The sequence below is a fragment of the Pantoea sp. XAF26B01_ASV70 genome (genome assembly GCF_054512635.1).
In genome coordinates, this window is record NZ_CM137251.1 from 40,934 (window position 1) to 63,251 (window position 22,318).

General features: G+C 54.5%; 21 protein-coding genes. All 21 read right to left on the bottom strand.

Annotated features, from left to right (window positions below; translation table 11 throughout):
- Window positions 1-36: 36 nt before the first annotated feature.
- Window positions 37-771, bottom strand: a complete 735-nt coding sequence (gene phoU, locus ACX8ZY_RS00190; protein ID WP_010258881.1) for a phosphate signaling complex protein PhoU — start codon at window positions 769-771, stop codon at window positions 37-39.
- A 17-nt stretch (window positions 772-788) separates the two neighbouring features.
- Window positions 789-1,562, bottom strand: coding sequence for a phosphate ABC transporter ATP-binding protein PstB (pstB, locus tag ACX8ZY_RS00195; RefSeq protein ID WP_010258879.1), 774 nt, complete (start codon window positions 1,560-1,562; stop codon window positions 789-791).
- Between the two features lie 44 nt (window positions 1,563-1,606).
- A complete protein-coding gene (pstA, locus tag ACX8ZY_RS00200; protein ID WP_010258878.1) occupies window positions 1,607-2,497 on the bottom strand; it encodes a phosphate ABC transporter permease PstA in 891 nt (296 codons plus the stop codon).
- The gene (gene pstC / locus ACX8ZY_RS00205; protein WP_010258877.1) at window positions 2,494-3,456 is read right to left on the bottom strand and encodes a phosphate ABC transporter permease PstC; all 963 of its coding nucleotides are present in this window, start codon (window positions 3,454-3,456) and stop codon (window positions 2,494-2,496) included. The genes pstA and pstC overlap by 4 nt, the downstream gene beginning before the upstream one ends.
- 87 nt (window positions 3,457-3,543) lie before the next feature.
- Window positions 3,544-4,587 (bottom strand): phosphate ABC transporter substrate-binding protein PstS, encoded by a 1,044-nt coding sequence (gene pstS / locus ACX8ZY_RS00210; protein ID WP_010258875.1) that lies wholly within the window; start codon window positions 4,585-4,587, stop codon window positions 3,544-3,546.
- A 165-nt stretch (window positions 4,588-4,752) separates the two neighbouring features.
- Complete coding sequence (gene glmS, locus ACX8ZY_RS00215) at window positions 4,753-6,582, bottom strand: glutamine--fructose-6-phosphate transaminase (isomerizing) (protein ID WP_010672188.1); 1,830 nt, start codon at window positions 6,580-6,582, stop codon at window positions 4,753-4,755.
- A 153-nt stretch (window positions 6,583-6,735) separates the two neighbouring features.
- A complete protein-coding gene (gene glmU, locus ACX8ZY_RS00220; RefSeq protein WP_010258872.1) occupies window positions 6,736-8,106 on the bottom strand; it encodes a bifunctional UDP-N-acetylglucosamine diphosphorylase/glucosamine-1-phosphate N-acetyltransferase GlmU in 1,371 nt (456 codons plus the stop codon).
- Between the two features lie 160 nt (window positions 8,107-8,266).
- Complete coding sequence (locus ACX8ZY_RS00225; RefSeq protein WP_010258871.1) at window positions 8,267-8,686, bottom strand: F0F1 ATP synthase subunit epsilon; 420 nt, start codon at window positions 8,684-8,686, stop codon at window positions 8,267-8,269.
- Window positions 8,687-8,710: 24 nt separating this feature from the next.
- Window positions 8,711-10,108, bottom strand: a complete 1,398-nt coding sequence (gene atpD / locus ACX8ZY_RS00230; RefSeq protein ID WP_010258870.1) for a F0F1 ATP synthase subunit beta — start codon at window positions 10,106-10,108, stop codon at window positions 8,711-8,713.
- A gap of 30 nt (window positions 10,109-10,138) precedes the next feature.
- On the bottom strand, window positions 10,139-11,005 hold the full coding sequence (gene atpG / locus ACX8ZY_RS00235) for a F0F1 ATP synthase subunit gamma (RefSeq protein ID WP_010258869.1): 867 nt from the start codon (window positions 11,003-11,005) through the stop codon (window positions 10,139-10,141).
- Window positions 11,006-11,057: 52 nt separating this feature from the next.
- On the bottom strand, window positions 11,058-12,599 hold the full coding sequence (atpA, locus tag ACX8ZY_RS00240) for a F0F1 ATP synthase subunit alpha (RefSeq protein ID WP_010258868.1): 1,542 nt from the start codon (window positions 12,597-12,599) through the stop codon (window positions 11,058-11,060).
- Between the two features lie 14 nt (window positions 12,600-12,613).
- Window positions 12,614-13,147, bottom strand: a complete 534-nt coding sequence (gene atpH, locus ACX8ZY_RS00245) for a F0F1 ATP synthase subunit delta (RefSeq protein ID WP_003849530.1) — start codon at window positions 13,145-13,147, stop codon at window positions 12,614-12,616.
- Window positions 13,148-13,161: 14 nt separating this feature from the next.
- Window positions 13,162-13,632, bottom strand: a complete 471-nt coding sequence (gene atpF / locus ACX8ZY_RS00250; RefSeq protein WP_003849528.1) for a F0F1 ATP synthase subunit B — start codon at window positions 13,630-13,632, stop codon at window positions 13,162-13,164.
- Window positions 13,633-13,737: 105 nt separating this feature from the next.
- A complete protein-coding gene (atpE, locus tag ACX8ZY_RS00255) occupies window positions 13,738-13,977 on the bottom strand; it encodes a F0F1 ATP synthase subunit C (RefSeq protein WP_003849523.1) in 240 nt (79 codons plus the stop codon).
- Window positions 13,978-14,082: 105 nt separating this feature from the next.
- Entirely contained in the window at window positions 14,083-14,901 is an 819-nt protein-coding gene (gene atpB / locus ACX8ZY_RS00260; protein ID WP_010258863.1) for a F0F1 ATP synthase subunit A, read from the bottom strand.
- Between the two features lie 8 nt (window positions 14,902-14,909).
- Window positions 14,910-15,290, bottom strand: coding sequence for a F0F1 ATP synthase subunit I (gene atpI, locus ACX8ZY_RS00265; RefSeq protein ID WP_010258861.1), 381 nt, complete (start codon window positions 15,288-15,290; stop codon window positions 14,910-14,912).
- Between the two features lie 711 nt (window positions 15,291-16,001).
- The gene (gene rsmG / locus ACX8ZY_RS00270) at window positions 16,002-16,619 is read right to left on the bottom strand and encodes a 16S rRNA (guanine(527)-N(7))-methyltransferase RsmG (protein WP_010258859.1); all 618 of its coding nucleotides are present in this window, start codon (window positions 16,617-16,619) and stop codon (window positions 16,002-16,004) included.
- A gap of 48 nt (window positions 16,620-16,667) precedes the next feature.
- Entirely contained in the window at window positions 16,668-18,557 is a 1,890-nt protein-coding gene (mnmG, locus tag ACX8ZY_RS00275) for a tRNA uridine-5-carboxymethylaminomethyl(34) synthesis enzyme MnmG (RefSeq protein WP_010258857.1), read from the bottom strand.
- A gap of 432 nt (window positions 18,558-18,989) precedes the next feature.
- Complete coding sequence (gene mioC / locus ACX8ZY_RS00280; protein WP_010258855.1) at window positions 18,990-19,430, bottom strand: FMN-binding protein MioC; 441 nt, start codon at window positions 19,428-19,430, stop codon at window positions 18,990-18,992.
- Between the two features lie 155 nt (window positions 19,431-19,585).
- Complete coding sequence (gene asnC / locus ACX8ZY_RS00285) at window positions 19,586-20,047, bottom strand: transcriptional regulator AsnC (RefSeq protein ID WP_003849496.1); 462 nt, start codon at window positions 20,045-20,047, stop codon at window positions 19,586-19,588.
- Window positions 20,048-20,150: 103 nt separating this feature from the next.
- Window positions 20,151-22,289: a 5-histidylcysteine sulfoxide synthase gene (gene ovoA / locus ACX8ZY_RS00290; protein WP_033759309.1), complete on the bottom strand. Its 2,139-nt coding sequence runs from the start codon at window positions 22,287-22,289 to the stop codon at window positions 20,151-20,153.
- Window positions 22,290-22,318: the final 29 nt, after the last annotated feature.

The following is a 22,318-nucleotide window of genomic DNA, read 5'->3' on the forward strand; positions in this document are numbered from 1 at the left end:
TATCCCTGCGCCGATCAGGCGCAGGAAGAAGATTTATCAGGAAGGTCTGTTGCTGCCGTCATCGCCCGACAGTAATTCATCGAGCCGGTCGCCGCCAACGTGACGGAAATCCTGACCTTTGACGAAATAGAAGATAATTTCGCAGATGTTCTGGCAACGATCGCCGATACGCTCAATGGCGCGGGCACAGAATAGCGCCGTCAGCACACTGGGAATGGTGCGCGGATCTTCCATCATGTAGGTCATCAGCTGACGCACAATGCCTTCGTACTCTTTATCCACCTTTTTATCTTCACGGTAGATAGTGATCGCTTCGTTGAGATCCATGCGTGCAAAAGCGTCCAGCACATCATGCAGCATCTGTACAGTGTGACGACCCAGCGACTCAAGGCTGACCAGCAGCGGCAAATGCTGCTGACCAAACTTCTCCAGCGCCGTGCGGCTGATCTTCTCCGCCACGTCGCCAATCCGTTCCAGCTCAGAAATGGCTTTGATGATCGCCATCACCAGTCGCAAATCGATCGCGGTTGGCTGACGTTTGGCGATGATGCGCACGCAGGCTTCATCAATCTCCACTTCCATCATATTGACCTTCTGGTCACCGTCGATCACCCGCTGCGCCAGTTCGCCATCCAGATTATGCATAGCGGTAATTGCATCGGTCAGCTGCTGCTCGACCATACCGCCCATGATCATCACCTGGGTACGGATATGCTCCAGCTCGGCATTGAACTGACCGGAGATGTGCTTATTCAGATTAAGATTATCCATGTCGATCTCCTGTCAGATCAGCCGTAGCGGCCAGTTATATAATCTTCGGTTTGCTTCTGGGCGGGTTTAGTGAACAGCGTGTCGGTATCGCTGAACTCAATCAGTTCGCCCAGATACATGAAAGCCGTATGGTCAGAGCAGCGTGCAGCCTGTTGCATGTTGTGCGTCACGATCACCACGGTGTAATCCTGTTTCAGCTCGGTGATCAGCTCCTCAATACGCCCAGTAGAGATAGGATCAAGCGCGGAGCAGGGCTCATCCAGCAGTAAGACTTCCGGGCGAATCGCGATACCGCGGGCAATGCACAGACGCTGCTGCTGGCCGCCGGAGAGACTGTAACCGCTCTGATGCAGCTTGTCTTTGGTTTCATTCCACAGCGCGGCTTTGGTCAGCGCCCACTGTACGCGCGCATCCATATCGGCACGCGACAGCTTTTCAAACAGGCGAACGCCAAAGGCGATGTTGTCATAGATCGACATCGGGAACGGCGTAGGCTTCTGAAACACCATGCCGACCCGGGCGCGCAGCAGCGCGATATCCTGCTGAGTCGCCAGAATGTTTTCGCCATCCAGCAGAATGTCCCCTTCAGCCCGCTGATCCGGATAGAGCGAGTACATTTTGTTGAAGGTCCGCAGCAGGGTCGACTTACCACAGCCCGATGGCCCGATAAACGCAGTCACCTGATTCTTAGCGATATCCAGATTGATGTTCTTCAGCGCATGATATTTGCCGTAATAGAAGTTCAGATTACGGACCTGAATTTTATCGGCTGATGCTGTCGCGATACTCATAATTCATCTCTCTTATACGGCGCCGCACAGGGCCGCGCCGGAAATTAACCGTGTTTACCTTTGGCGAAAATCACCCGCGCCACGATGTTCAGCACCAGCACGCACAGGGTAATAATCAGCACACCTGCCCAGGCCAGGCTCTGCCATTCGGCGAACGGGCTCATGGCGAACTTAAAGATGGTGACCGGCAGGTTCGCCAGCGGCTGCATCATGTCGGTGCTCCAGAACTGGTTCGAGAGCGCCGTGAACAGCAGCGGTGCCGTTTCACCTGCAATGCGCGCAATCGCCAGCAGCACACCCGTGATGATGCCGGAGACCGACGCTTTCAGGGTGATAGACGCGATCATCTTCCACTTGGGCGTACCCAGCGCGTAAGCCGCTTCACGCATGCTGTCTGGCACCAGTCGCATCATGTTTTCGGTGGTACGAATCACAATCGGCACCTGCAGCAGCGCCAGCGCAATCACCCCGGCCCAGCCGGAGAAGTGCTGCATCTGCGATACCACAAGGGTGTAGACGAACAGGCCGACCACAATCGAGGGTGCCGAAAGCAGAATGTCGTTAATAAAGCGGATCACTTCTGCCAGTGGCGACTTGCGCCCATATTCCGCCAGATAGATACCCGCCATGATGCCCAGCGGTGTGCCGAAGAAGGTAGACCAGAAAATCAGTAATCCGCTGCCCGCCAGGGCGTTAGCCAGCCCGCCGCCCGCGGTATTGGGTGGTGGCGTTGATTCGGTGAACAGGGACCAGGAGAGCCCATCCACGCCGCGCGATACGGTGGTGAACAGGATCCACACCAGCCAGAACAGGCCAAAAGCCATGGTCAGCAGCGACAGCGTCAGCGCAATTTTATTTTTAGTGCTGCGCCAGGACTGCATTTTACGGCGTGATGCGTCCAGTTCGGCGCGCGCCTGAATTTCAATTGTGGTCATGAGCGCGCTCCTTCACTTTTCGCCAGCCGCATAATCATCAGCTTTGAAATCGCCAGCACGATAAAGGTAATCACAAACAGGATCAGTCCCAGCTCCATCAGCGCGGCGACGTGCACGCCCGATTCCGCTTCAGCGAACTCGTTGGCCAGCGCCGAGGTGATGCTGTTACCCGGCATAAACAGCGACGGGCTGTCGAGCTGGTAGGTGTTGCCGATAATAAAAGTCACCGCCATGGTTTCACCCAGCGCACGACCCAGTCCGAGCATCACACCGCCAATCACGCCATTTTTGGTAAAGGGCAGTACGATGCGCCAGATCACTTCCCAGGTGGTGCAGCCGATGCCGTAGGCTGACTCTTTCATCATCACCGGGGTCTGCTCAAAAACGTCGCGCATCACCGAGGCGATATAAGGGATGATCATGATCGCCAGAATCACACCCGCCGCGAGGATGCCGATACCGAAAGCGGGGCCGGAGAAAAGCTCGCCGACAATCGGAATGCCCGATATCACGTCATTGACCGGTGTCTGGAAGTATTCGGCAAACAGCGGCGCGAAAACAAACAGACCCCACATGCCATAAACAATACTGGGAATGGCTGCCAGCAGCTCAATGGCGGTGCCCAGCGGGCGACGCAGCCAGCCTGGCGCGAGTTCAGTCAGGAACAGCGCGATACCAAAACTCACCGGTACTGCGATAATCAGGGCAATAATGGAGGTCACAAGGGTGCCGTAGATCGGTACCAGTGCACCAAATTGTTCGTTGGGCGCATCCCAGGTTTTGGTCCACAAAAAGGCGAAACCAAACTTCTGGATGCTGGGCCACGAGGAGATGATCAGGGAGACAATAATGCCGCCCATCAGTAACAGGACAATCAGCGCAGCCAGCCTGACCAGCGCGCCAAAAATTCTGTCACCTTGTTTGCCTGGGGCTTTGAATGCCGGCTTCGTTGCAGCCATAGAAGTCTCAGTCTTCAGAAGTTATCAGGACGGCATGACGCCGCCCGTTGAGTCTGACCGGACTGCTGTCCGGTCAGGGTCGGTCAATTACTGATAAAGCGCTTTACCAGAACTGTCTTTGATGTTGGCTTTCCAGGCGGCGCGAATCTGTTCAGTCACGCTCTCTGGCAGCGCAGCATAATCCAGCGCTGTGGCGGTTTTGCTGCCGCTTTTGTAAGCCCAGTCGAAGAATTTCAGTACTTCAGCGCCTTTGGCCGCATTAGCCTGATCCTTGTAGATCAGAATAAAGGTGGTTGACGAGATTGGCCAGGCATCAGCGCCCTTCTGGAAGGTAAGATCCTGCGCGAATGATTTGCTCCAGTCAGCGCCTTTCGCGGCATTACTGAAGCTGGTTTCGCTTGGGGCGACCGCTTTGCCATCGGCATCGATCAATTTGGTGTAGGTCAGGTTGTTCTGTTTGGCGTAGGCGTACTCCACGTAGCCGATTGAACCCGGCAGACGCTGAACAAACGCGGCGACGCCGTCGTTGCCTTTACCACCCAGACCGACCGGCCAGTTAACGGTGTTACCTTTACCAATTTTGCTGTTCCAGTCCGGGTTCACTTTCGCCAGATAGCTGGTGAAGACGAACGAGGTGCCTGAACCGTCAGCGCGACGTACCACGTTGATGTTGGTCTCTGGCAGTTTCACGCCTGGGTTAAGTTTGGCAATCGCCGGGTCGTTCCACTTTTTGATGGTGCCGAGGTAGATATCACCGACGGTTTTGCCATCCAGCGTCAGCTGACCTGACTTGATACCCGGCAGGTTAACCGCCAGTACCACGCCACCGATCACGGTAGGGAACTGGAACAGGCCATTTTTCTGCAGATCTTCATCTTTCATTGGCGCATCGGACGCACCGAAATCGACGGTTTTGGCGATGATCTGTTTCACGCCGCCAGATGAACCGATACCCTGGTAGTTAACTTTGCTACCGGTGGCTTTTTGATATTCTGCTGCCCACTTGGCATAAACCGGCGCCGGGAACGTCCCGCCTGCGCCAGTGAGATCGGTTGCCGCAAAAGCAGATACCGCGCTTACGGCGAAGGTGGTGGCGAGGATTCGGGCTACGGTGCTACGCATCAGTGTCATATTCCCTCCAGGGGAGAAAAGTCAGGCTTGGGGCCGTTTTAGTAAGAATCTGTGATTGCTGCAGGAGGGAAAATAGGACAGTTTGATGACAGTGAAATGTACGAAATATGACAGTTATATGACAGAGGGCCAGAGCAAAGTGGGCCCGCGACGGGGCCCACCCGGTTATTCCACAGTAACCGATTTTGCCAGGTTACGTGGCTGATCGACGTCGGTCCCTTTGATCAGGGCGACGTGATAGGAGAGTAACTGTAGCGGCACCGTGTAGAAGATGGGCGCAATGACCTCTTCGACATGCGGCAACGGGATGATCTTCATGCCGTCACTGTCGCTGAAGCCCGCATCCTGATCGGCAAAGACATAGAGCAGGCCACCGCGTGCGCGTACCTCTTCGATGTTGGATTTGAGCTTCTCCAGCAGTTCGTTGTTAGGTGCCACCACGATCACCGGCATATCCGCATCAATCAGCGCCAGCGGGCCATGTTTCAGCTCGCCTGCGGCGTAGGCTTCCGCATGAATGTAGGAGATCTCCTTGAGCTTCAGCGCCCCTTCCATGGCAATCGGATATTGATCGCCACGCCCCAGGAACAGCGCGTGATGCTTGTCAGAGAAGCCTTCCGCCAGATTCTCAATCAGCTTATCCTGCGCCAGCATCTGCTCAATCCGGTTCGGCAACGCCTGCAGTGCATGAACGATCTCATGCTCAGTCTCGGCTGACATCCCTTTCAGACGGCCCAGTTTCGCTACCAGCATCAGCAGCACCGCTAACTGGGTGGTGAACGCTTTGGTAGAGGCGACGCCAATTTCGGTGCCCGCTTTGGTCATCAGTGCCAGGTCAGATTCCCGCACCAGTGACGAACCGGCCACGTTGCAGACCGCCAGCGATCCCAGGTAGCCCAGCTCTTTAGAGAGACGCAGCGCCGCCAGAGTATCTGCCGTTTCACCCGACTGCGACAGGGTGATCAGCAGGCTGTTTTTGCGAACAGCTGATTTGCGGTAGCGGAACTCCGAGGCAATCTCGACATCACAGGGCAGGTTTGCCAGCGACTCAAACCAGTAGCGTGACACCATGCCGGAGTTGTAGGAGGTGCCACAGGCGATAATCTGGATATGCTCAACCTGGCTCAGCAGCGCTTCTGCGCCCGCGCCCAGTTCGCTGAGATCAACCTGACCCTGGCTGAACCGACCGCTCAGGGTGCTTTTCAGCGCCATGGGCTGTTCGTAGATCTCTTTCTGCATGTAGTGACGGTAAATGCCTTTGTCACCGGCATCATATTGCAGGTTCGACTCGATCTCGGCACGGGTCACGGTGTTGCCTTCACGGTCGATCACCGTGACATCGCGACGGCTGATCTCGGCGATATCACCCTCTTCCAGATAGATGAACCGACGGGTCACCGGCAGCAGGGCCAGCTGATCTGAGGCGATAAAGTTTTCGCCCATGCCACGACCAATCACCAGCGGGCTGCCGGAACGGGCCGCCACCAGCAGTGACGGATCGCGGCTGTCCATGATCACCATGCCATAGGCACCGCGCAGCTGCGGAATCACACGCAGCACCACTTCACGCAGCGAACCGCCCTGCTTCTGCTCCCAGTGAACCAGATGCGCCACCACTTCGGTGTCCGTTTCAGAGGCAAAGACATAACCGCGCGCGATCAGTTCAGCACGCAATGGCTCATGATTTTCAATGATGCCGTTGTGCACGATGATGATGTGCTCTGAGACGTGCGGATGCGCGTTCGCTTCCGACGGCTCGCCATGGGTTGCCCAGCGCGTGTGCGCGATGCCGGTTCCACCAATCAGCGGTTGCTGCTCAGCGGCTTCCGCCAGTTTCTGCACTTTCCCTAAACGCCGCAGGCGCGTGACGTGCCCCTGACGATCGACCACGGCCAGACCGGCCGAATCATATCCGCGATATTCAAGACGACGCAGACCTTCCAGCAGAATCTCTGCGATATCACGTTGCGCTACTGCACCAACAATTCCACACATAATGATGTTTTCCTGACTACATGGCTTTTCGCCACTTCTGTTGTCATGCGACCTGATATCCGGCTTTGCCGGTTCCCCGAGCCTTGTAGAGAGTGGGGATTATAGTTTTGGCACTGCACTGCATCGGCCCGCATTAAAGCGGGCCGTTAAAATTTATTTTTTCTTCACCGGACGCTGCCAATCCGCTTTGTGATTCTGCTCTTTACGGTTATAGACCAGACCGGCCTGGGTCACATCTTTCATGATGGTCGTGCCCGCCGCAATGGTGGTCCCTGCCGCGATGCTGACCGGCGCCACCAGCTGGGTATCTGAGCCCACAAATACGTCATCGCCAATTACGGTTTTGAATTTGTTCGCACCGTCGTAGTTGCAGGTAATGGTGCCTGCACCGATATTTACGTTGTCGCCAATCTCCGCATCACCGAGATAGGAGAGGTGCCCCGCTTTCGATCCTCTGCCCAGACGCGCTTTCTTCATTTCGACGAAGTTGCCCACGTGGGCGGCATCGGCCAGTTCGCTGCCAGGACGCAGACGGGCAAAAGGTCCGACAGTGCAGGCAGTGGCGAGATTCGCATCCTCGATCACCGAATAGGGGCTGATTTCACAGTCATCGCCAATCACACTGTTTTTGATAATGCAGCCCGCGCCGATTCTGACGCGTGCGCCCAGCGTGACCTGGCCTTCAATAATGACGTTGGTGTCAATTTCAACATCCCGCCCGTGCGTCAGCGTCCCGCGCAGGTCAAAACGGGCCGGATCGCGCAGCATCACGCCAGCCAGCAGCAGCTTTTCCGCCTGTTCGGCCTGGTAAGTGCGCTCTAATGTCGCCAGCTGCAGCCGGTTATTGACGCCATCGGTTTCACTGATGCGTGCCGGATGAACCGCGTTGATCACCCGACCTTCCTGATGCGCCAGCGCGATAATATCGGTGATGTAATATTCACCCTGCGCATTATTGTTGGTGAGCTGCGCCAGCCAGCGTTTTAAATCGCCGCCGTTGGCGATCAGAATGCCGGTGTTGATCTCTTTAATGGTGAGCTGCGCCGGGCTGGCATCTTTCTGTTCGATAATGCCGGTGATGGTGTCGTTCTCACGCACAATGCGGCCATAACCGGTTGGGTCGTCCAGTACCACGGTAAGTAAGCCAATGCCGCCCTGCGGTTTTGCTTCGCGCAGCCGCTGTAGTGTCGCCTGAGAGATGAGCGGCACGTCACCGTAAAGCATCATGATATCTTCATCATCCGCGAATGCAGGCGCTGCCTGCTGCATCGCATGGCCAGTGCCGAGCTGCTCGGCCTGCAGCACCCAGTTGAGCGAGCTGTCAGTGAGGGTCGCCTTCAGGCGATCGCCGCCATGACCATAAACCAGATGGACCTGCTGTGCGCCCAGCCCTTTAGCCGCGTCAATCACATGCTGAACCATGGGTTTGCCTGCCAGCGTATGCAGAACTTTAGGCAGATCGGAATACATACGGGTGCCCTTGCCAGCAGCAAGGATCACCACACTCATCGCACTGTTAGACATAACTATCCTGAGTGAATTTTTACGGGTGAAAGTAAAACGGTTTGGGATTGAGATTACTACATTTTTCTCAGGCCGAAATTAGGCGGACAGGCAGATCAGGTGCAGCAGACAAAAAAAATGCCAGCCCGAGGGCTGGCATTTCATGACGCATAAAGCTGGATTACATCGCTTTTTTGGTCAGTTCGATCACGCGCAGTTTAGCAATGGCTTTCGCCAGCTCGGCAGAGGCCTGAGCATAGTCCACGTCGCCGTGGCTGCTGTTCATATGGTCTTCTGCTTTGCGTTTTGCTTCCAGAGCGCGCGCTTCGTCCAGATCGGTACCGCGGATAGCGGTATCGGCCAGAACGGTGCTGCTGCCCGGTTGCACTTCCAGCACGCCGCCAGAGAGGTAGATAAACTCCTCTTCGCCGTGCTGTTTCACGATACGGATCATTCCAGGCTTAATGGCAGTCAGCAGCGGCGCATGGCCAGGGAAAATCCCCAGTTCACCTTCGCTACCTGACACCTGAATTTTCTGTACCAGACCAGAGAACAACTGCTCCTCTGCGCTGACCACATCCAGGTGATAAGTCATAGCCATAATCTTCCTCCCGGGAAACCGTTATTACAGTTTCTTCGCTTTTTCCACGGCTTCTTCGATGGCGCCAACCATGTAGAAGGCCTGCTCTGGCAGGTGGTCAAACTCACCTTCCATGATGCCTTTAAAGCCACGGATAGTGTCTTTCAGCGTCACGTATTTGCCCGGTGAACCGGTGAATACTTCTGCAACGAAGAACGGCTGAGACAGGAAGCGCTGAATCTTACGCGCACGTGCCACCAGCAGTTTGTCTTCTTCAGACAGCTCATCCATACCGAGGATGGCGATGATGTCTTTCAGTTCCTGATAACGCTGCAGCAGTGACTGAACGCCACGTGCAACATCATAGTGCTCCTGACCGACAACCAGCGGATCCAGCTGACGGCTGGTAGAGTCCAGCGGGTCAACGGCCGGGTAGATACCCAGAGAGGCGATCTGACGGCTCAGCGTTACCGTTGAGTCTAAGTGCGCAAAGGTGGTTGCTGGTGATGGGTCAGTCAGGTCATCCGCAGGGACGTAAACGGCCTGTACGGAGGTGATTGAACCGGTCTTGGTGGAGGTAATACGCTCCTGCAACACACCCATCTCTTCTGCCAGCGTTGGCTGGTAACCTACCGCAGATGGCATACGACCCAGCAGTGCAGAAACTTCTGTACCGGCCAGGGTATAACGGTAGATGTTATCGATGAACAGCAGAACGTCGCGGCCTTCATCACGGAATTTTTCCGCCATGGTCAGACCGGTCAGTGCTACGCGCAGACGGTTACCCGGCGGCTCGTTCATCTGGCCATAAACCAGTGCAACTTTATCGATAACGTTAGAGTCAGTCATTTCGTGGTAGAAGTCGTTACCCTCACGAGTACGCTCACCCACACCGGCAAACACTGAGTAACCTGAGTGTTCAGCCGCGATGTTACGGATCAGTTCCATCATGTTGACGGTTTTACCTACACCCGCACCACCGAACAGACCGACTTTACCGCCTTTAGCAAACGGACACATCAGGTCGATAACCTTGATGCCGGTTTCCAGCAGTTCCTGCGAGTTAGACTGATCTTCATAAGAAGGGGCTGCGCGGTGAATAGAGGCGATCTCTACTGCGCTGCCATCTTCTTCTTTCAGCTCGCCTTTCATATCGATTGGCTCGCCGAGAACGTTCATGATACGGCCCAGGGTCGCTTTACCGACGGGTACCTGAATCGGTTTCTGCAGGTCGTTGACGCTCAGACCACGCTTCAGGCCGTCAGACGTACCCATTGCGATGGTACGTACTACGCCGCCGCCGAGCTGCTGCTGAACTTCCAGCACCAGACGCGCATCACCATTCATAACCTCGAGGGCGCTGTACACTTGCGGTACCGCGTCCTGAGGGAATTCGACGTCAACAACGGCGCCGATAATCTGGACAATCTTTCCAGTTGCCATCTTGAATCCTCTACCTAATTCCAAACCTGGTTAAACCGCGGAGGCTCCACCGACAATCTCGGTAAGTTCCTGGGTGATGCTGGCCTGACGAGCTTTGTTGTACACCAACTGCAGCTCTTTGATCAGATTTCCGCCGTTATCGGTTGCGGCTTTCATCGCTACCATACGTGCGGCCTGCTCACTGGCCAGATTTTCCACCACACCCTGATAAACCTGCGATTCGACATAACGACGCAGCAGGGTATCCAGCAGCGCTTTCGGATCGGGTTCATACAGGTAATCCCAGGTCTTCGCCTTCATCTCTTCTTCACCTTCCGCTGGCGGTAACGGCAGCAGTTGGGTGATGGTCGGAGTCTGAGACATGGTGTTATTGAATTTGTTATTGACGATCATCAGCTTGTCGATGCGGCCTTCATCATAAGCCTGCAACATCACTTTTACCGGGCCAATCAGGTCAGACAGGGTAGGTTTATCGCCCATGCCACTGACTTGCGCCACAATGTTGCCACCCACAGCATTAAAGAATGACGCCCCTTTTGAACCGATAATCGACAGATCGCTCTGCACGCCTTTATCGGACCAGGACTTCATATCCGCCAGTAACTTTTTGAACAGGTTAATGTTCAAACCACCACAAAGCCCGCGGTCAGTTGAAACGACCAGGTAGCCGACGCGCTTCACGTCGCGCTCTTCCAGGTAAGGGTGCTTGTATTCCAGATTACCCAACGCAAGGTGACCAATCACTTTGCGCATGGTTTCTGCATACGGACGGCTGGCCGCCATGCGTTCCTGCGTTTTACGCATCTTGGAGGCGGCGACCATTTCCATCGCTTTGGTGATCTTCTGCGTGTTTTTCACGCTTCCAATCTTGCTTCGTATCTCTTTTGCGCCGGCCATTAGCTTCTCCTCAAAGCCTTGCGGCCTGCCTTTTCAGACAAGCCGCCAGACATTACCAGGACTGGGTTGCTTTAAACGTCTCGACCAGGCCTTTCAGCTTGGCTTCGATATCGTTATTAAAGTTACCCGACTGGTTGATTTCAGCCATCAGCTCAGCGTGGTCGCGATCGGCGAAGGCCAGCAGTGCAGCTTCGAAGCTGCCAATTTTTGCCAGTTCAACGTCGTTCAGATAGCCACGCTCTGCAGCGAACAGAACCAGACCCTGCTGTGCGACAGACATCGGCGCATACTGTTTCTGCTTCAGCAGCTCGGTCACTTTCTGACCGTGGCTCAGCTGTTTGCGGGTTGCATCATCCAGATCAGAGGCGAACTGCGAGAATGCCGCCAGTTCACGATACTGTGCCAGCGCGGTACGGATACCACCGGACAGTTTCTTGATGATCTTGGTCTGTGCAGCACCACCTACGCGGGATACCGAAATACCTGGGTTAACGGCCGGACGAATACCGGAGTTGAACAGGTTCGATTCCAGGAAGATCTGACCATCAGTAATCGAGATTACGTTGGTCGGAACGAACGCAGAAACGTCGCCCGCCTGGGTTTCGATGATCGGCAGCGCGGTCAGTGAACCGGTTTTACCTGTCACTGCGCCATTGGTGAAACGCTCTACATAATCAGCGCTTACGCGTGATGCACGTTCCAGCAGACGGGAGTGGAGATAGAACACGTCGCCAGGGAATGCTTCACGACCTGGTGGACGGCGCAGCAGCAGAGAAATCTGACGGTACGCGACAGCCTGCTTAGAAAGGTCATCGTAAACGATCAGCGCGTCTTCACCACGGTCACGGAAGTATTCGCCCATCGCACAGCCTGCGTACGGAGAGAGATACTGCAGTGCAGCAGATTCAGAAGCAGACGCCACAACAACGATGGTGTTCTGCAGTGCGCCATGCTCTTCCAGCTTACGAACCACGTTAGAGATGGTTGAGGCTTTCTGACCAATCGCAACGTAGACACACTTGATGCCTGAGTCGCGCTGGTTGATGATCGCATCGATCGCCATTGCGGTTTTACCGGTCTGACGGTCACCGATGATCAGCTCACGCTGGCCACGGCCGATTGGAATCATCGCATCGACCGACTTATAACCGGTCTGAACCGGCTGGTCGACTGACTGACGGTCGATAACGCCAGGTGCAATGACTTCAACCGGTGAGAAACCGTCGTTGTCGATTGCGCCTTTACCGTCGATAGGAGCACCCAGGGTGTTCACTACGCGGCCCAGCAGGCCACGGCCTACCGGTACTTCAAGAATACGGCCAGTACACTTAACCTTCATGCCTTCGGCGAGGTCAGCGTAAGGGCCCATCACCACTGCACCAACCGAGTCACGCTCGAGGTTCAGGGCGATAGCGTAACGGTTGCCCGGCAGGGCAATCATCTCACCCTGCATGACATCGGCCAGGCCGTGTACGCGGATGATACCGTCACTTACAGAAACAATCGTACCTTCGTTGTGAGCTTCACTCACGACATTGAACTGAGCAATGCGCTGCTTGATCAGTTCGCTGATTTCGGTGGAATTCAGTTGCATATGCTCCAGTCCCCTTAAGACTGCAAGACGTCAGCCAGACGGTCAAGACGGCCGCGTACGCTGCCATCAATAACCAGATCACCCGAACGGATGATCACGCCTGCCATCACAGACTTATCAATTTTGCAATTCAGCTTAACTTTGCGTGACAGACGTTTTTCCATCGCGGCGCTGATTTTATTCAGCTGGTCGTCACTCAGCGTACTGGCGGAGATAACATCAACTTCAGCGGTGGCTTCATGAGCGTCACGCAGTTCGATGTATTGGGCCAGTACAGCCGGAAGCGCTGTCAAACGTCCGTTTTCCGCCATCACCTTAATCAGGTTCTGCGCGGGTTCATCCAGTTGATCACCACAGACTGCGTTAAACGACGCTGCCAGCGCTTCGGGTGCTAATGCACCTGAGAGAAGATCAGCCATCTGTTCATTGCGAGCCACTTCTGCGGCAAACGCCAGCATCTGTTGCCAGCGTTCAATACTTTGATGCTCAACAGCAAAGTCAAAAGCTGCTTTGGCGTAGGGGCGAGCTACAGTAATCAGATCAGACATCAGCCCCTCCCTCCTTACAGTTCAGCGACCAGTTTATCAACGATGTCGCTGTTAGCAGCTTCATCCACGGAGCGTTCGATGATCTTCTCGGCGCCAGCCATAGCCAGCAACGCGACCTGCTTACGCAGTTCTTCACGCGCACGTTTGCGTTCAGCGTCAATTTCAGCCTGCGCTTGTGTCACGATGCGATTACGTTCGTTTTCAGCTTCGGTTTTGGCTTCGTCCAGAATCTGCGCGCGACGCTTGTTCGCTTGCTCGATAATGACCTGAGCGTCTTCTTTGGCTTTTTTCAGCTGGTCGGTCGCATTAGCCTGCGCGAGATCCAAATCTTTCTTTGCACGTTCAGCAGAAGCAAGGCCTTCAGCAATTTCTTTCTGGCGCTTTTCGATAGCAGCCATGAGCGGCGGCCATACGTACTTCATGCAGAACGCGACAAACAGGATGAACGCGATAGCCTGGCCGAGGATTGTTGCATTAATGTTCACAGCACAATGCCTCTAGATTGAGTATTTAACTTTTCTGCCGTTATCAACGATAAGCGGCAGAATCCGTTCACCCTTGCACATTGTGCGCTGAGTGAACACAGGGCTTTAGGCGACAGCAAACATCACGTACAGACCCAGACCAACAGCGATCATCGGGATTGCATCCACCAGACCCATTACAACAAAGAACTGCGTACGCAGCAGAGGAATCAGGTCAGGCTGACGAGCAGCGCCTTCCAGGAATTTTCCTCCGAGGATGCCGATACCGATCGCAGCACCGATTGCCGCCAGGCCCATCATCACAGCGGCAGCCATGTACAGCAGATCCATATTCAGGTTTTCCATGACAGTCTCCAGTTTGTTTCAGTTAAATGCTCCCTTCATCTTCCGGGCTTCAGCGGTGTGCGCTGCAACCCGAAATCAAGAGGGAAAGTAGTGTTGAGAAAAAAATCAATGTTCTTCAGATGCCATCGACAGATAGACAATCGTGAGGACCATGAAAATGAAAGCCTGTAGCGAAATGATCAGGATGTGGAAAATGGCCCACGGCACATTCAGCACCCACTGCGACCACCACGGCAACAGACCGGCAATAAGGATAAAGATCAGTTCACCCGCATACATGTTACCGAACAGTCGTAAACCCAGTGATACAGGCTTAGACAGCAGGCTCACACCTTCCAGAATCAGGTTGATCGGGATGAAGATCGGGTGGTTAAAAGGCTGCAGCGTCAGCTCTTTAGTGAAGCCGCCAATGCCTTTCATTTTGATGCTGTAGAACAGAATCAAAATAAATACGCCCAACGCCATAGATAGCGTGATGTTCACGTCTGCAGACGGTACGACGCGCAGCGCCGGTAACCCCAATACGTGCTCGCCAATATATGGCAGCAAGTCGATTGGCAGCAGATCCATGAAGTTCATCAGGAAGACCCAGACAAAGATTGTCAGAGCCAGCGGGGCGATAAGTTTGCTCTTACCGTGATACATGTCGCGCACGTTACTATCGACGAAACCGACAACCAGTTCGATAGCCGCCTGCATTTTCCCTGGCACACCGCTGGTGGCAGATTTCGCCACGCTACGGAACAACACCAGGAAGATGATTCCCAGCACCATAGAGAAAAACATGGAATCGATATTTAATACCCAGAACGTCGCGGGAGCGTCGTGCGGATTCACTATCTCGAAGGTACGCAGGTCCAACTGAAGATGAGTCAGGTGGTGACCAATGTACTCTTGCGGAGTAGAGATTTCTCCTGCAGCCATGATGCCTCTTACCCTTTGTTGTTAATTACCGCCGGTGCCAGCATTTGTACCACCAGCACCGATAACCAGGTTATTCCGACCGGCCAGAAAACCGCTCCGAATAGACCCAACGCCACAATGAGCAAAATGATGGTCGCAAACACTTTGGCTATTTCACCCAAAGCGAAGCTCCACGCGACTCGCCCCGAAGCTGGGGTTTGCCCCTGCAGGCGCCAGGCTAAAAACAAAAACAATACGTTTGGCAGCCAGGCTGCCGCACCGCCAGCAAGAGCAGAGAGACCCCAGATGACATCTTTAAGAGCAAAGAGTGCACCGATGATGACTATCGTCACCAGCTGAATCATCAGCACCGTTCGGGCGTATTTTACACTGTAAAGAGACACTGACATGACGCTGATACTCTCCTGCCCCGTTAGGGGTATGTCGCGTGTCGTATAAGACTGCCTTTGCGCAGTTGAGTCAAGCAGCAAAAGCCGTGCAAATTATACGGGCCGCACCTGCGATTTCAATCGGTAAGTAGCGAAAAGGTGAACAATTATTTAAATTTCTTTCCGGAGGGCTATTTTTCCAAAGATTACCCTGCAGAGATTCACCCTAATCTGACTGAAAATTCCCTCGCAACTTGCTTTTAAAGCGTGCTTTAGATCACATAATAAGCACTTTCACTACACTGAGTTTTATCTTCGCGCTATTTAAGAACAATCTGTATTACAAATTAACTCAATAAAATCAAAGCATTGAAATTATAAAAATGCATCTGCAAGACTATTTTCACAGAAAACACGCTATTGACATCGAACTGTGCTTAAGAATCGTGTAATTGATATTACGCACGCAAAGTTATTACCGCGATATATTTTCTGCCGTGACTACTTTCATTCAGCGACCCGCCTATACAAGTGATATTTCTGATAACTGAATGTGAATTAAACGTTAAATGTAACAGAGCTTTTCGGATAATTTCCGTCAGCGTTTTAACCTTCGGTCAGCCAAGGCTTAATCAAAATCTTTTATTGATAGCGCATCATCTGCACTTTTTTCATCCCGGAACTGACGAAAATCACTGGCAGATAAACGCTAAATCTCTGCCAGTCGAAAGCCTATTGGTGACGAAGAATGACCAGGTGGCGATCACCTTCCAGCTGCGGTACCTGCAACTTAATCACAGCATCAGAGACGTAGCCTGCCGGTAACTCCGCAATTTCATCGTCCGGACGCACGCCTTTCAGCGCGAAGAAGCGCCCTTCTCTTCCCGGCAGATGATGACACCAGTTCACCATGTCGGTCAGCGAGGCAAATGCACGACTGATCACGCCATCAAAGGGCGGCTCAGCCGGGAACGCCTCAACCCGGCTCTGCACCGGAGTAATGTTAGTGAGTCCTAACTCATGCTGAACCTGACGCAGGAAACGCACCCGCTTGCCCAGGCTGTCGAGCAACGTAAAGTGCGCATCAGGCATCACGATAGCCAGCGGAATGCCAGGCAGTCCTGGTCCGGTTCCAACATCAATGAAACGTGAGCCTTGCAGATGCGGCGCCACCACGATGCTGTCGAGGATATGGCGTACCAGCATCTGCTGCGGATCGCGCACTGATGTCAGATTGTAGGCTTTGTTCCACTTATCCAGCAGGCCGACATAGGCAACCAGCTGCTGTTTTTGTTGATCGGAGAGGGAAATACCGGCTGCCTGTAGCAGCGACGTGAGTGTGTTGATCACAGCATAAGTCCATTCAGCGGGGGCGAGTCTCCTCGCCCCGTTTTCAGATCAGGCGCTTTTACGCAGCAGACCCTGTTTTTTCAGATAGATAAGCAGAATTGAGATGGCCGCCGGCGTAATACCGGAGATACGCGTCGCCTGACCAATCGAACTCGGTTTGTGATCGTTCAGCTTGGCGATAACCTCATTTGAGAGGCCGTTCACCTGGCGATAGTCGAGCTCCACCGGTAACAGCGTGTTCTCGTTGCGCAGCTGGCGATCGATCTCTTCCTGCTGACGCGCGATATAACCTTCATATTTGACCTGAATCTCAACCTGCTCAGCGGCCTGCTCATCAGCCAGTGCCGGACCAAAGGCATCCAGCGTCATCAGCTTCAGATAGGTCAGCTCAGGACGGCGCAGCAGATCTTCGCCGCTCGCTTCTTTGGTCAGCGGCGCGCTGAGTACCGTATTCACTTCCGTCACGTGCTCTGACTTCGGATGGACCCAGATATCGCGCAGGCGCTGACGCTCCTGTTCAATCGCTTCCAGCTTCTGATTGAAACGCGCCCAGCGCGCATCATCCACCAGACCCAGTTCACGACCGGTTTCGGTCAGACGCAGATCGGCATTGTCTTCGCGCAGCATCAGACGATATTCAGCACGGGAGGTAAACATCCGGTACGGCTCTTTGGTACCGAGCGTGCAGAGGTCATCAACCAGTACACCCAGATAAGCCTGGTCACGACGTGGTGCCCAGCCCTCTTTGTCCGCAGACTGACGGGCGGCATTCAGACCCGCCAGCATCCCCTGCGCAGCGGCTTCTTCGTAGCCGGTTGTGCCGTTGATCTGGCCGGCAAAGAACAGGCCGTGAATAAATTTGCTCTCCAGCGTCAGTTTGAGATCGCGTGGATCGAAGAAGTCATACTCGATGGCATAGCCCGGACGCACGATCTTCGCATTCTCCATGCCCTGCATGGAACGAACGATCTGAATCTGCACATCGAATGGCAGACTGGTTGAGATGCCATTCGGGTAGATCTCATTGCTGGTCAGCCCTTCCGGCTCCAGGAAGATCTGATGCGAGTTACGATCGGCAAAGCGCATCACTTTGTCTTCGATAGACGGGCAATAGCGTGGACCGATCCCCTCGATGATCCCGGCATACATCGGGCTGCGATCCAGATTATTGCGGATCACCTCATGGGTTTTCTCATTGGTGTGAGTGATCCAGCATGGTACCTGCTGCGGATGCTGAGACGCATTGCCCATAAACGAGAACACCGGCATCGGGTTATCGCCGTGCTGCGGGCTGAGCACTGAAAAATCGATGGTGCGCGCATCGATACGCGGTGGCGTACCAGTCTTGAGGCGGTCTACCCGCAGCGGCAGCGCACGCAGTCGTTTTGCCAGCGGAATGGACGGGGGATCACCTGCGCGACCGCCACTGTAATTATCCAGACCGATATGAATTTTGCCGTCAAGGAAAGTGCCAACGGTGAGGACGACTGTTTTCGCGCGGAACTTCAGTCCCATCTGGGTGACTGCACCCACCACACGATCGTTTTCCACGATAAGATCGTCGACCGCCTGCTGGAAGATCATCAGATTGGGCTGGTTCTCCAGTGCCGTACGCACTGCCTGGCGATAGAGCACGCGATCCGCCTGAGCACGGGTTGCCCGCACTGCCGGACCTTTGCTGGCGTTTAGTATCCTAAACTGGATACCCGCCTGGTCAATCGCACTGGCCATCAGACCACCCAGGGCATCCACTTCCTTCACCAAATGTCCTTTGCCAATCCCACCAATCGCCGGGTTACAGGACATTTGTCCAAGCGTATCAATGTTATGGGTGAGTAACAGGGTTTGCTGACCCATTCGGGCTGCCGCCATTGCGGCTTCGGTGCCCGCATGACCACCACCAATTACGATGACGTCAAAAGGATCCTGATAAAACATGAAGTGGTACCTCGGTTGATGAACTTGCAGGATCGTCGTCCTGGGGCGTGGATTCTACTCAAATTCCGTCTGGGGTGAAAGCCGCGGGATCGTCCGGTTTTAAAAGAAAGGATCTTAGATCTGTATATGATCTTTCTGTTAGATCTCTTATTAGGATCCCGCTTTTCTGTGGATATGTGCCAGAAGCACAGCAGAAACAACAGGATGAAGAGGATCACTACCTGTTAGTGATCGGTGATCCTGATCCGTATAAGCTGGGATCAAAATGGCATGTTATCCACAGCTCAAAATTCATTCTACGGTTGTTCTTTGGATAACTACCGGTTATACGCAGTAAAAGAGGGTAGTTATCCACAAAATAAACGAGCGGAAAAGGATAAAATCAGCATCTTCCACTGGGGATCGTCACTATTTCGCGATCCCCAGCCCCCTTCAGATCGCCTTTTTCCAGCTTTCCAGCCAGGCTTCTGCGGGATCTTCAGGGATCTCATGCTCCAGCACATCAATCTCCAGACGATCGCCGATCTGGCGGGCACCCTGAGCAATTAACAGGGCTTCAATCTGGCGGATCGCGCCACAAAAGAGATCATATTCATGATTGCCGAGTCCGATGGCACCAAACCGGACCTGCGAGAGATCGGGCTGGCTTTCCGTGATGGCTTCGAACAGCGGCAGCAGGTTATCGGGAATATCGCCTGCACCGTGAGTTGAACAGACCACCAGCCAGATACCCTCATGTGGCACTTCATCCAGCTCCGGGCCATGCAGCATCTGCGTTGAGAAGCCCGCTTCCTGTAATTTTTCTTCCAGATGTTCAGCCACATACTCTGCGCTACCCAGAGTACTGCCACTGATTAAGGTAATATCGGCCATCTTGCTCTCCCGGACATTAAGGCGAGCATTGTACGCTGTGATCAAGCGGTGATCCACCTGTGGACAACAGGGTTAATAGATTAAGAGAAGCGAACGCAGCCGTTGCCAGCCGCCACATTCGTCAGGGATAAGATTATGCACAAGGCGGAGAAGGATCAGGGCTTGATAGTGCGCATGATCGGGTTTTGCAGCGAGATCAGCGTTTCCGTCGACTGAATTTCATCTATGGTCTGGATCTTGTTGATCAGCACCTGTTGCAGGGCATCAATGGATCGGCACATCACCTTAATAAAGATGCTGTAGTGGCCGGTGGTGTACCAGGCTTCAACCACTTCATCCAGCGCATCCAGTTTGCTCAGCGCCGCCGGATAGTCACGCGCGCTCTTAAGGATAATGCCGATAAAACAGCAGACATCAAACCCCAGCTGGCGCGGATCGATATCAACCCGGGTGCCCAGGATAATGCCCGCCTGCTTCATCTTCTCCACGCGGACATGAATGGTGCCGGGGCTGACGTTAAACTGTTTTGCCAGCTCGGCGTAAGCAGTGCGCGCGTTGTCGAGCAGGGCATTCAGAATGCCGCGATCCAGGTTATCGAGCTGCAGATGTTCGGCCATGGCCATCCTCGTTATTGGTCTGCTTAAGTAAACAAGGATGAATGTGCAGCAAAATAGTGGTTCAGGCAACTCCCGGCAGCGACGGGCGTCGCTGCCGGTTCACTTAGCGTTTGCGCCAGACGGTGACCTGCGCCAGCGTGTGCTGGAACTTGCGGGCCGTTTCGCGGATCACAAACGGTTTATCCTGCGGTTCATCGACCAGGTCGAAGTCGGCCGCCAGCAGACGTTGCAGTGCCTGCAGCGTCGTCAGTGCCTCACCGTTTTCACGCACGCCGCCCAGCCAGTTCTCCTTCGGCGTGAAATCCTCCAGCCAGGTATAGGGCGATGAGAGCACCAGAATGCCGCCCTGACGCAGCATCGGCGTGACATCCCGCAGGAAGCGTGCGGGCTGACGCAGGCGATCGATCAGGTTGGATGCGAGTACCAGATCGTAACGGGCGGGTTGCGGCTTAAGGTTACAGGCGTCGCCCTGAACAAACTGAATCCGCTGCGCCAGTTCGCTCTCCAGCGCGAAATCTTTCAGGCGAACCTGGCGATACTCCACCAGATCGCCTTCCTGTGGCAGGAGATAACGGAAGTCTTCGCCGCTGGCCAGCTGAAGCGCCACATCGATGAAGCGCGCCGAGTAGTCCATGCCGGTGACACGTTCAAAGTGGCGGGCCAGTTCAAAACTGGCGCGTCCGGTGGCACAGCCGATATCCAGTGCCTCGCCGCGTGCTGTGGTGTAGTTCAGCGCCAGGTTTACCAGGCTTTCGGCATAGTTATCCACGCCGAAATAGCGCGGACCATACTGGAAGTCGAGGTATTGCGACACCATGGCGTCAGATTCATACGGGTTCAGCGCCATGGTTTCCTGATGGCTGGAAACCACGTAGCGGAAACCGGCATGCTGGAAGAAGTGGCGGCGGAACGCATAGCGTGCCGATTTCAGCGCTTCGTTGCCGGTCGATATCCAGCTACCGCCTTTGATCAGCGAATGTTTGCCATCAAAGGTCGGGGTAGAGAAATCATCGTAAAGCGGGTGGACTTTAAAGCCTTCAAAGCCGTTGGTCGGCGTGGTCGTCCACTGCCAGACGTTACCGACGATATCGAAGAAGTCACCCTGGGCGAAGAGATCGACCGGTGAAGAGGAAGCCCAGTACGCCAGGTTAATGTTACCCGGTGCCCGATCCCAATCCGGCTGATCGCCCGCGACCTGTTCGCGCAGCTGAGCCCACTCCGCTTCACAGGGGAGCTGAACACTCATTCCCGTCTGATCCGCTTTCCAGCGGCAGAAGGCCGCCGCTTCCAGCTGGTTAACCTCGGCTGGCCAGTCCCACGGCATCGCGACTTCTTCACACATCAGACGCAGTTTAAGCTGATCGGGCATCGCAGGCGTGCCGACCCAGAAGGTGGGCATCTCCGCTTTTGCAAACTGACACCAGCCCCAGCCTTCGTCATCCCACCAGCGAGCGTCCTGATAACCCCCCGCCTCAACGAACGCCAGGAATTCCGCGTTGCTGACCAGCATTTTGCTCGCCCTGAACGGCTGCAGCGCGATCTGCTGGCGGCCATATTCGACATCCCAGCCATAGGTATCGTCGGTTTTACCCAGCGTGACGGTGCCGCCGGGCATCGGCAGCAGGGTATTGGCCGGAACAGCCTCGCGTTGGTGGCGCGCCATCGGGCAGACCGGCCACGCGGGCTGGGGTTTCACCCACCCGACCGGTAACTGGCGTATCAGTACGCTGGACGTTTCCAGATGAATACGCTCATGCTCAATGCCCATCAGGATCACCCAGGCCGGACTCTCCCAGGTGATCGGCAGAGTCAGCGGCAGGGTCTGGATCAGATCGCTGACCAGCGCTTTAACGCGCCCGCGGTATTCGCGGACTTCTTCGACAGTGGGCCAGTCATAGTGGCTGTCGTTGAGATCGTCCCAGCTCATCTCATCCACACCAATCGCCATCATCGCTTCGATACGATCGTCCAGACGCGCGTCGATAAGGCGTCCGGCCATCAGCTTATTAATGTAGAAGGTAGCGGTGTGGCCAAAATAGAAGATTAAAGGATGGCGCAGCGGAATGGCTTTGGTAAACCAGGCCTGGGAATCGGCCAGACAGGTAAACAGACTTTCATACTGTTCCCAGGTCTGGTGGAAATAGGCCAGCAATTCGGCACGTTTTTGTTCAATGTTATGGCCGGAGAGCAGTAGCGTTCGCGTCGGCGCAGGCAGATCGCGATGAGGTTGAGCAAGCGTCACAGGAAGCTCCAGATTGCTGAGTAAGTGAA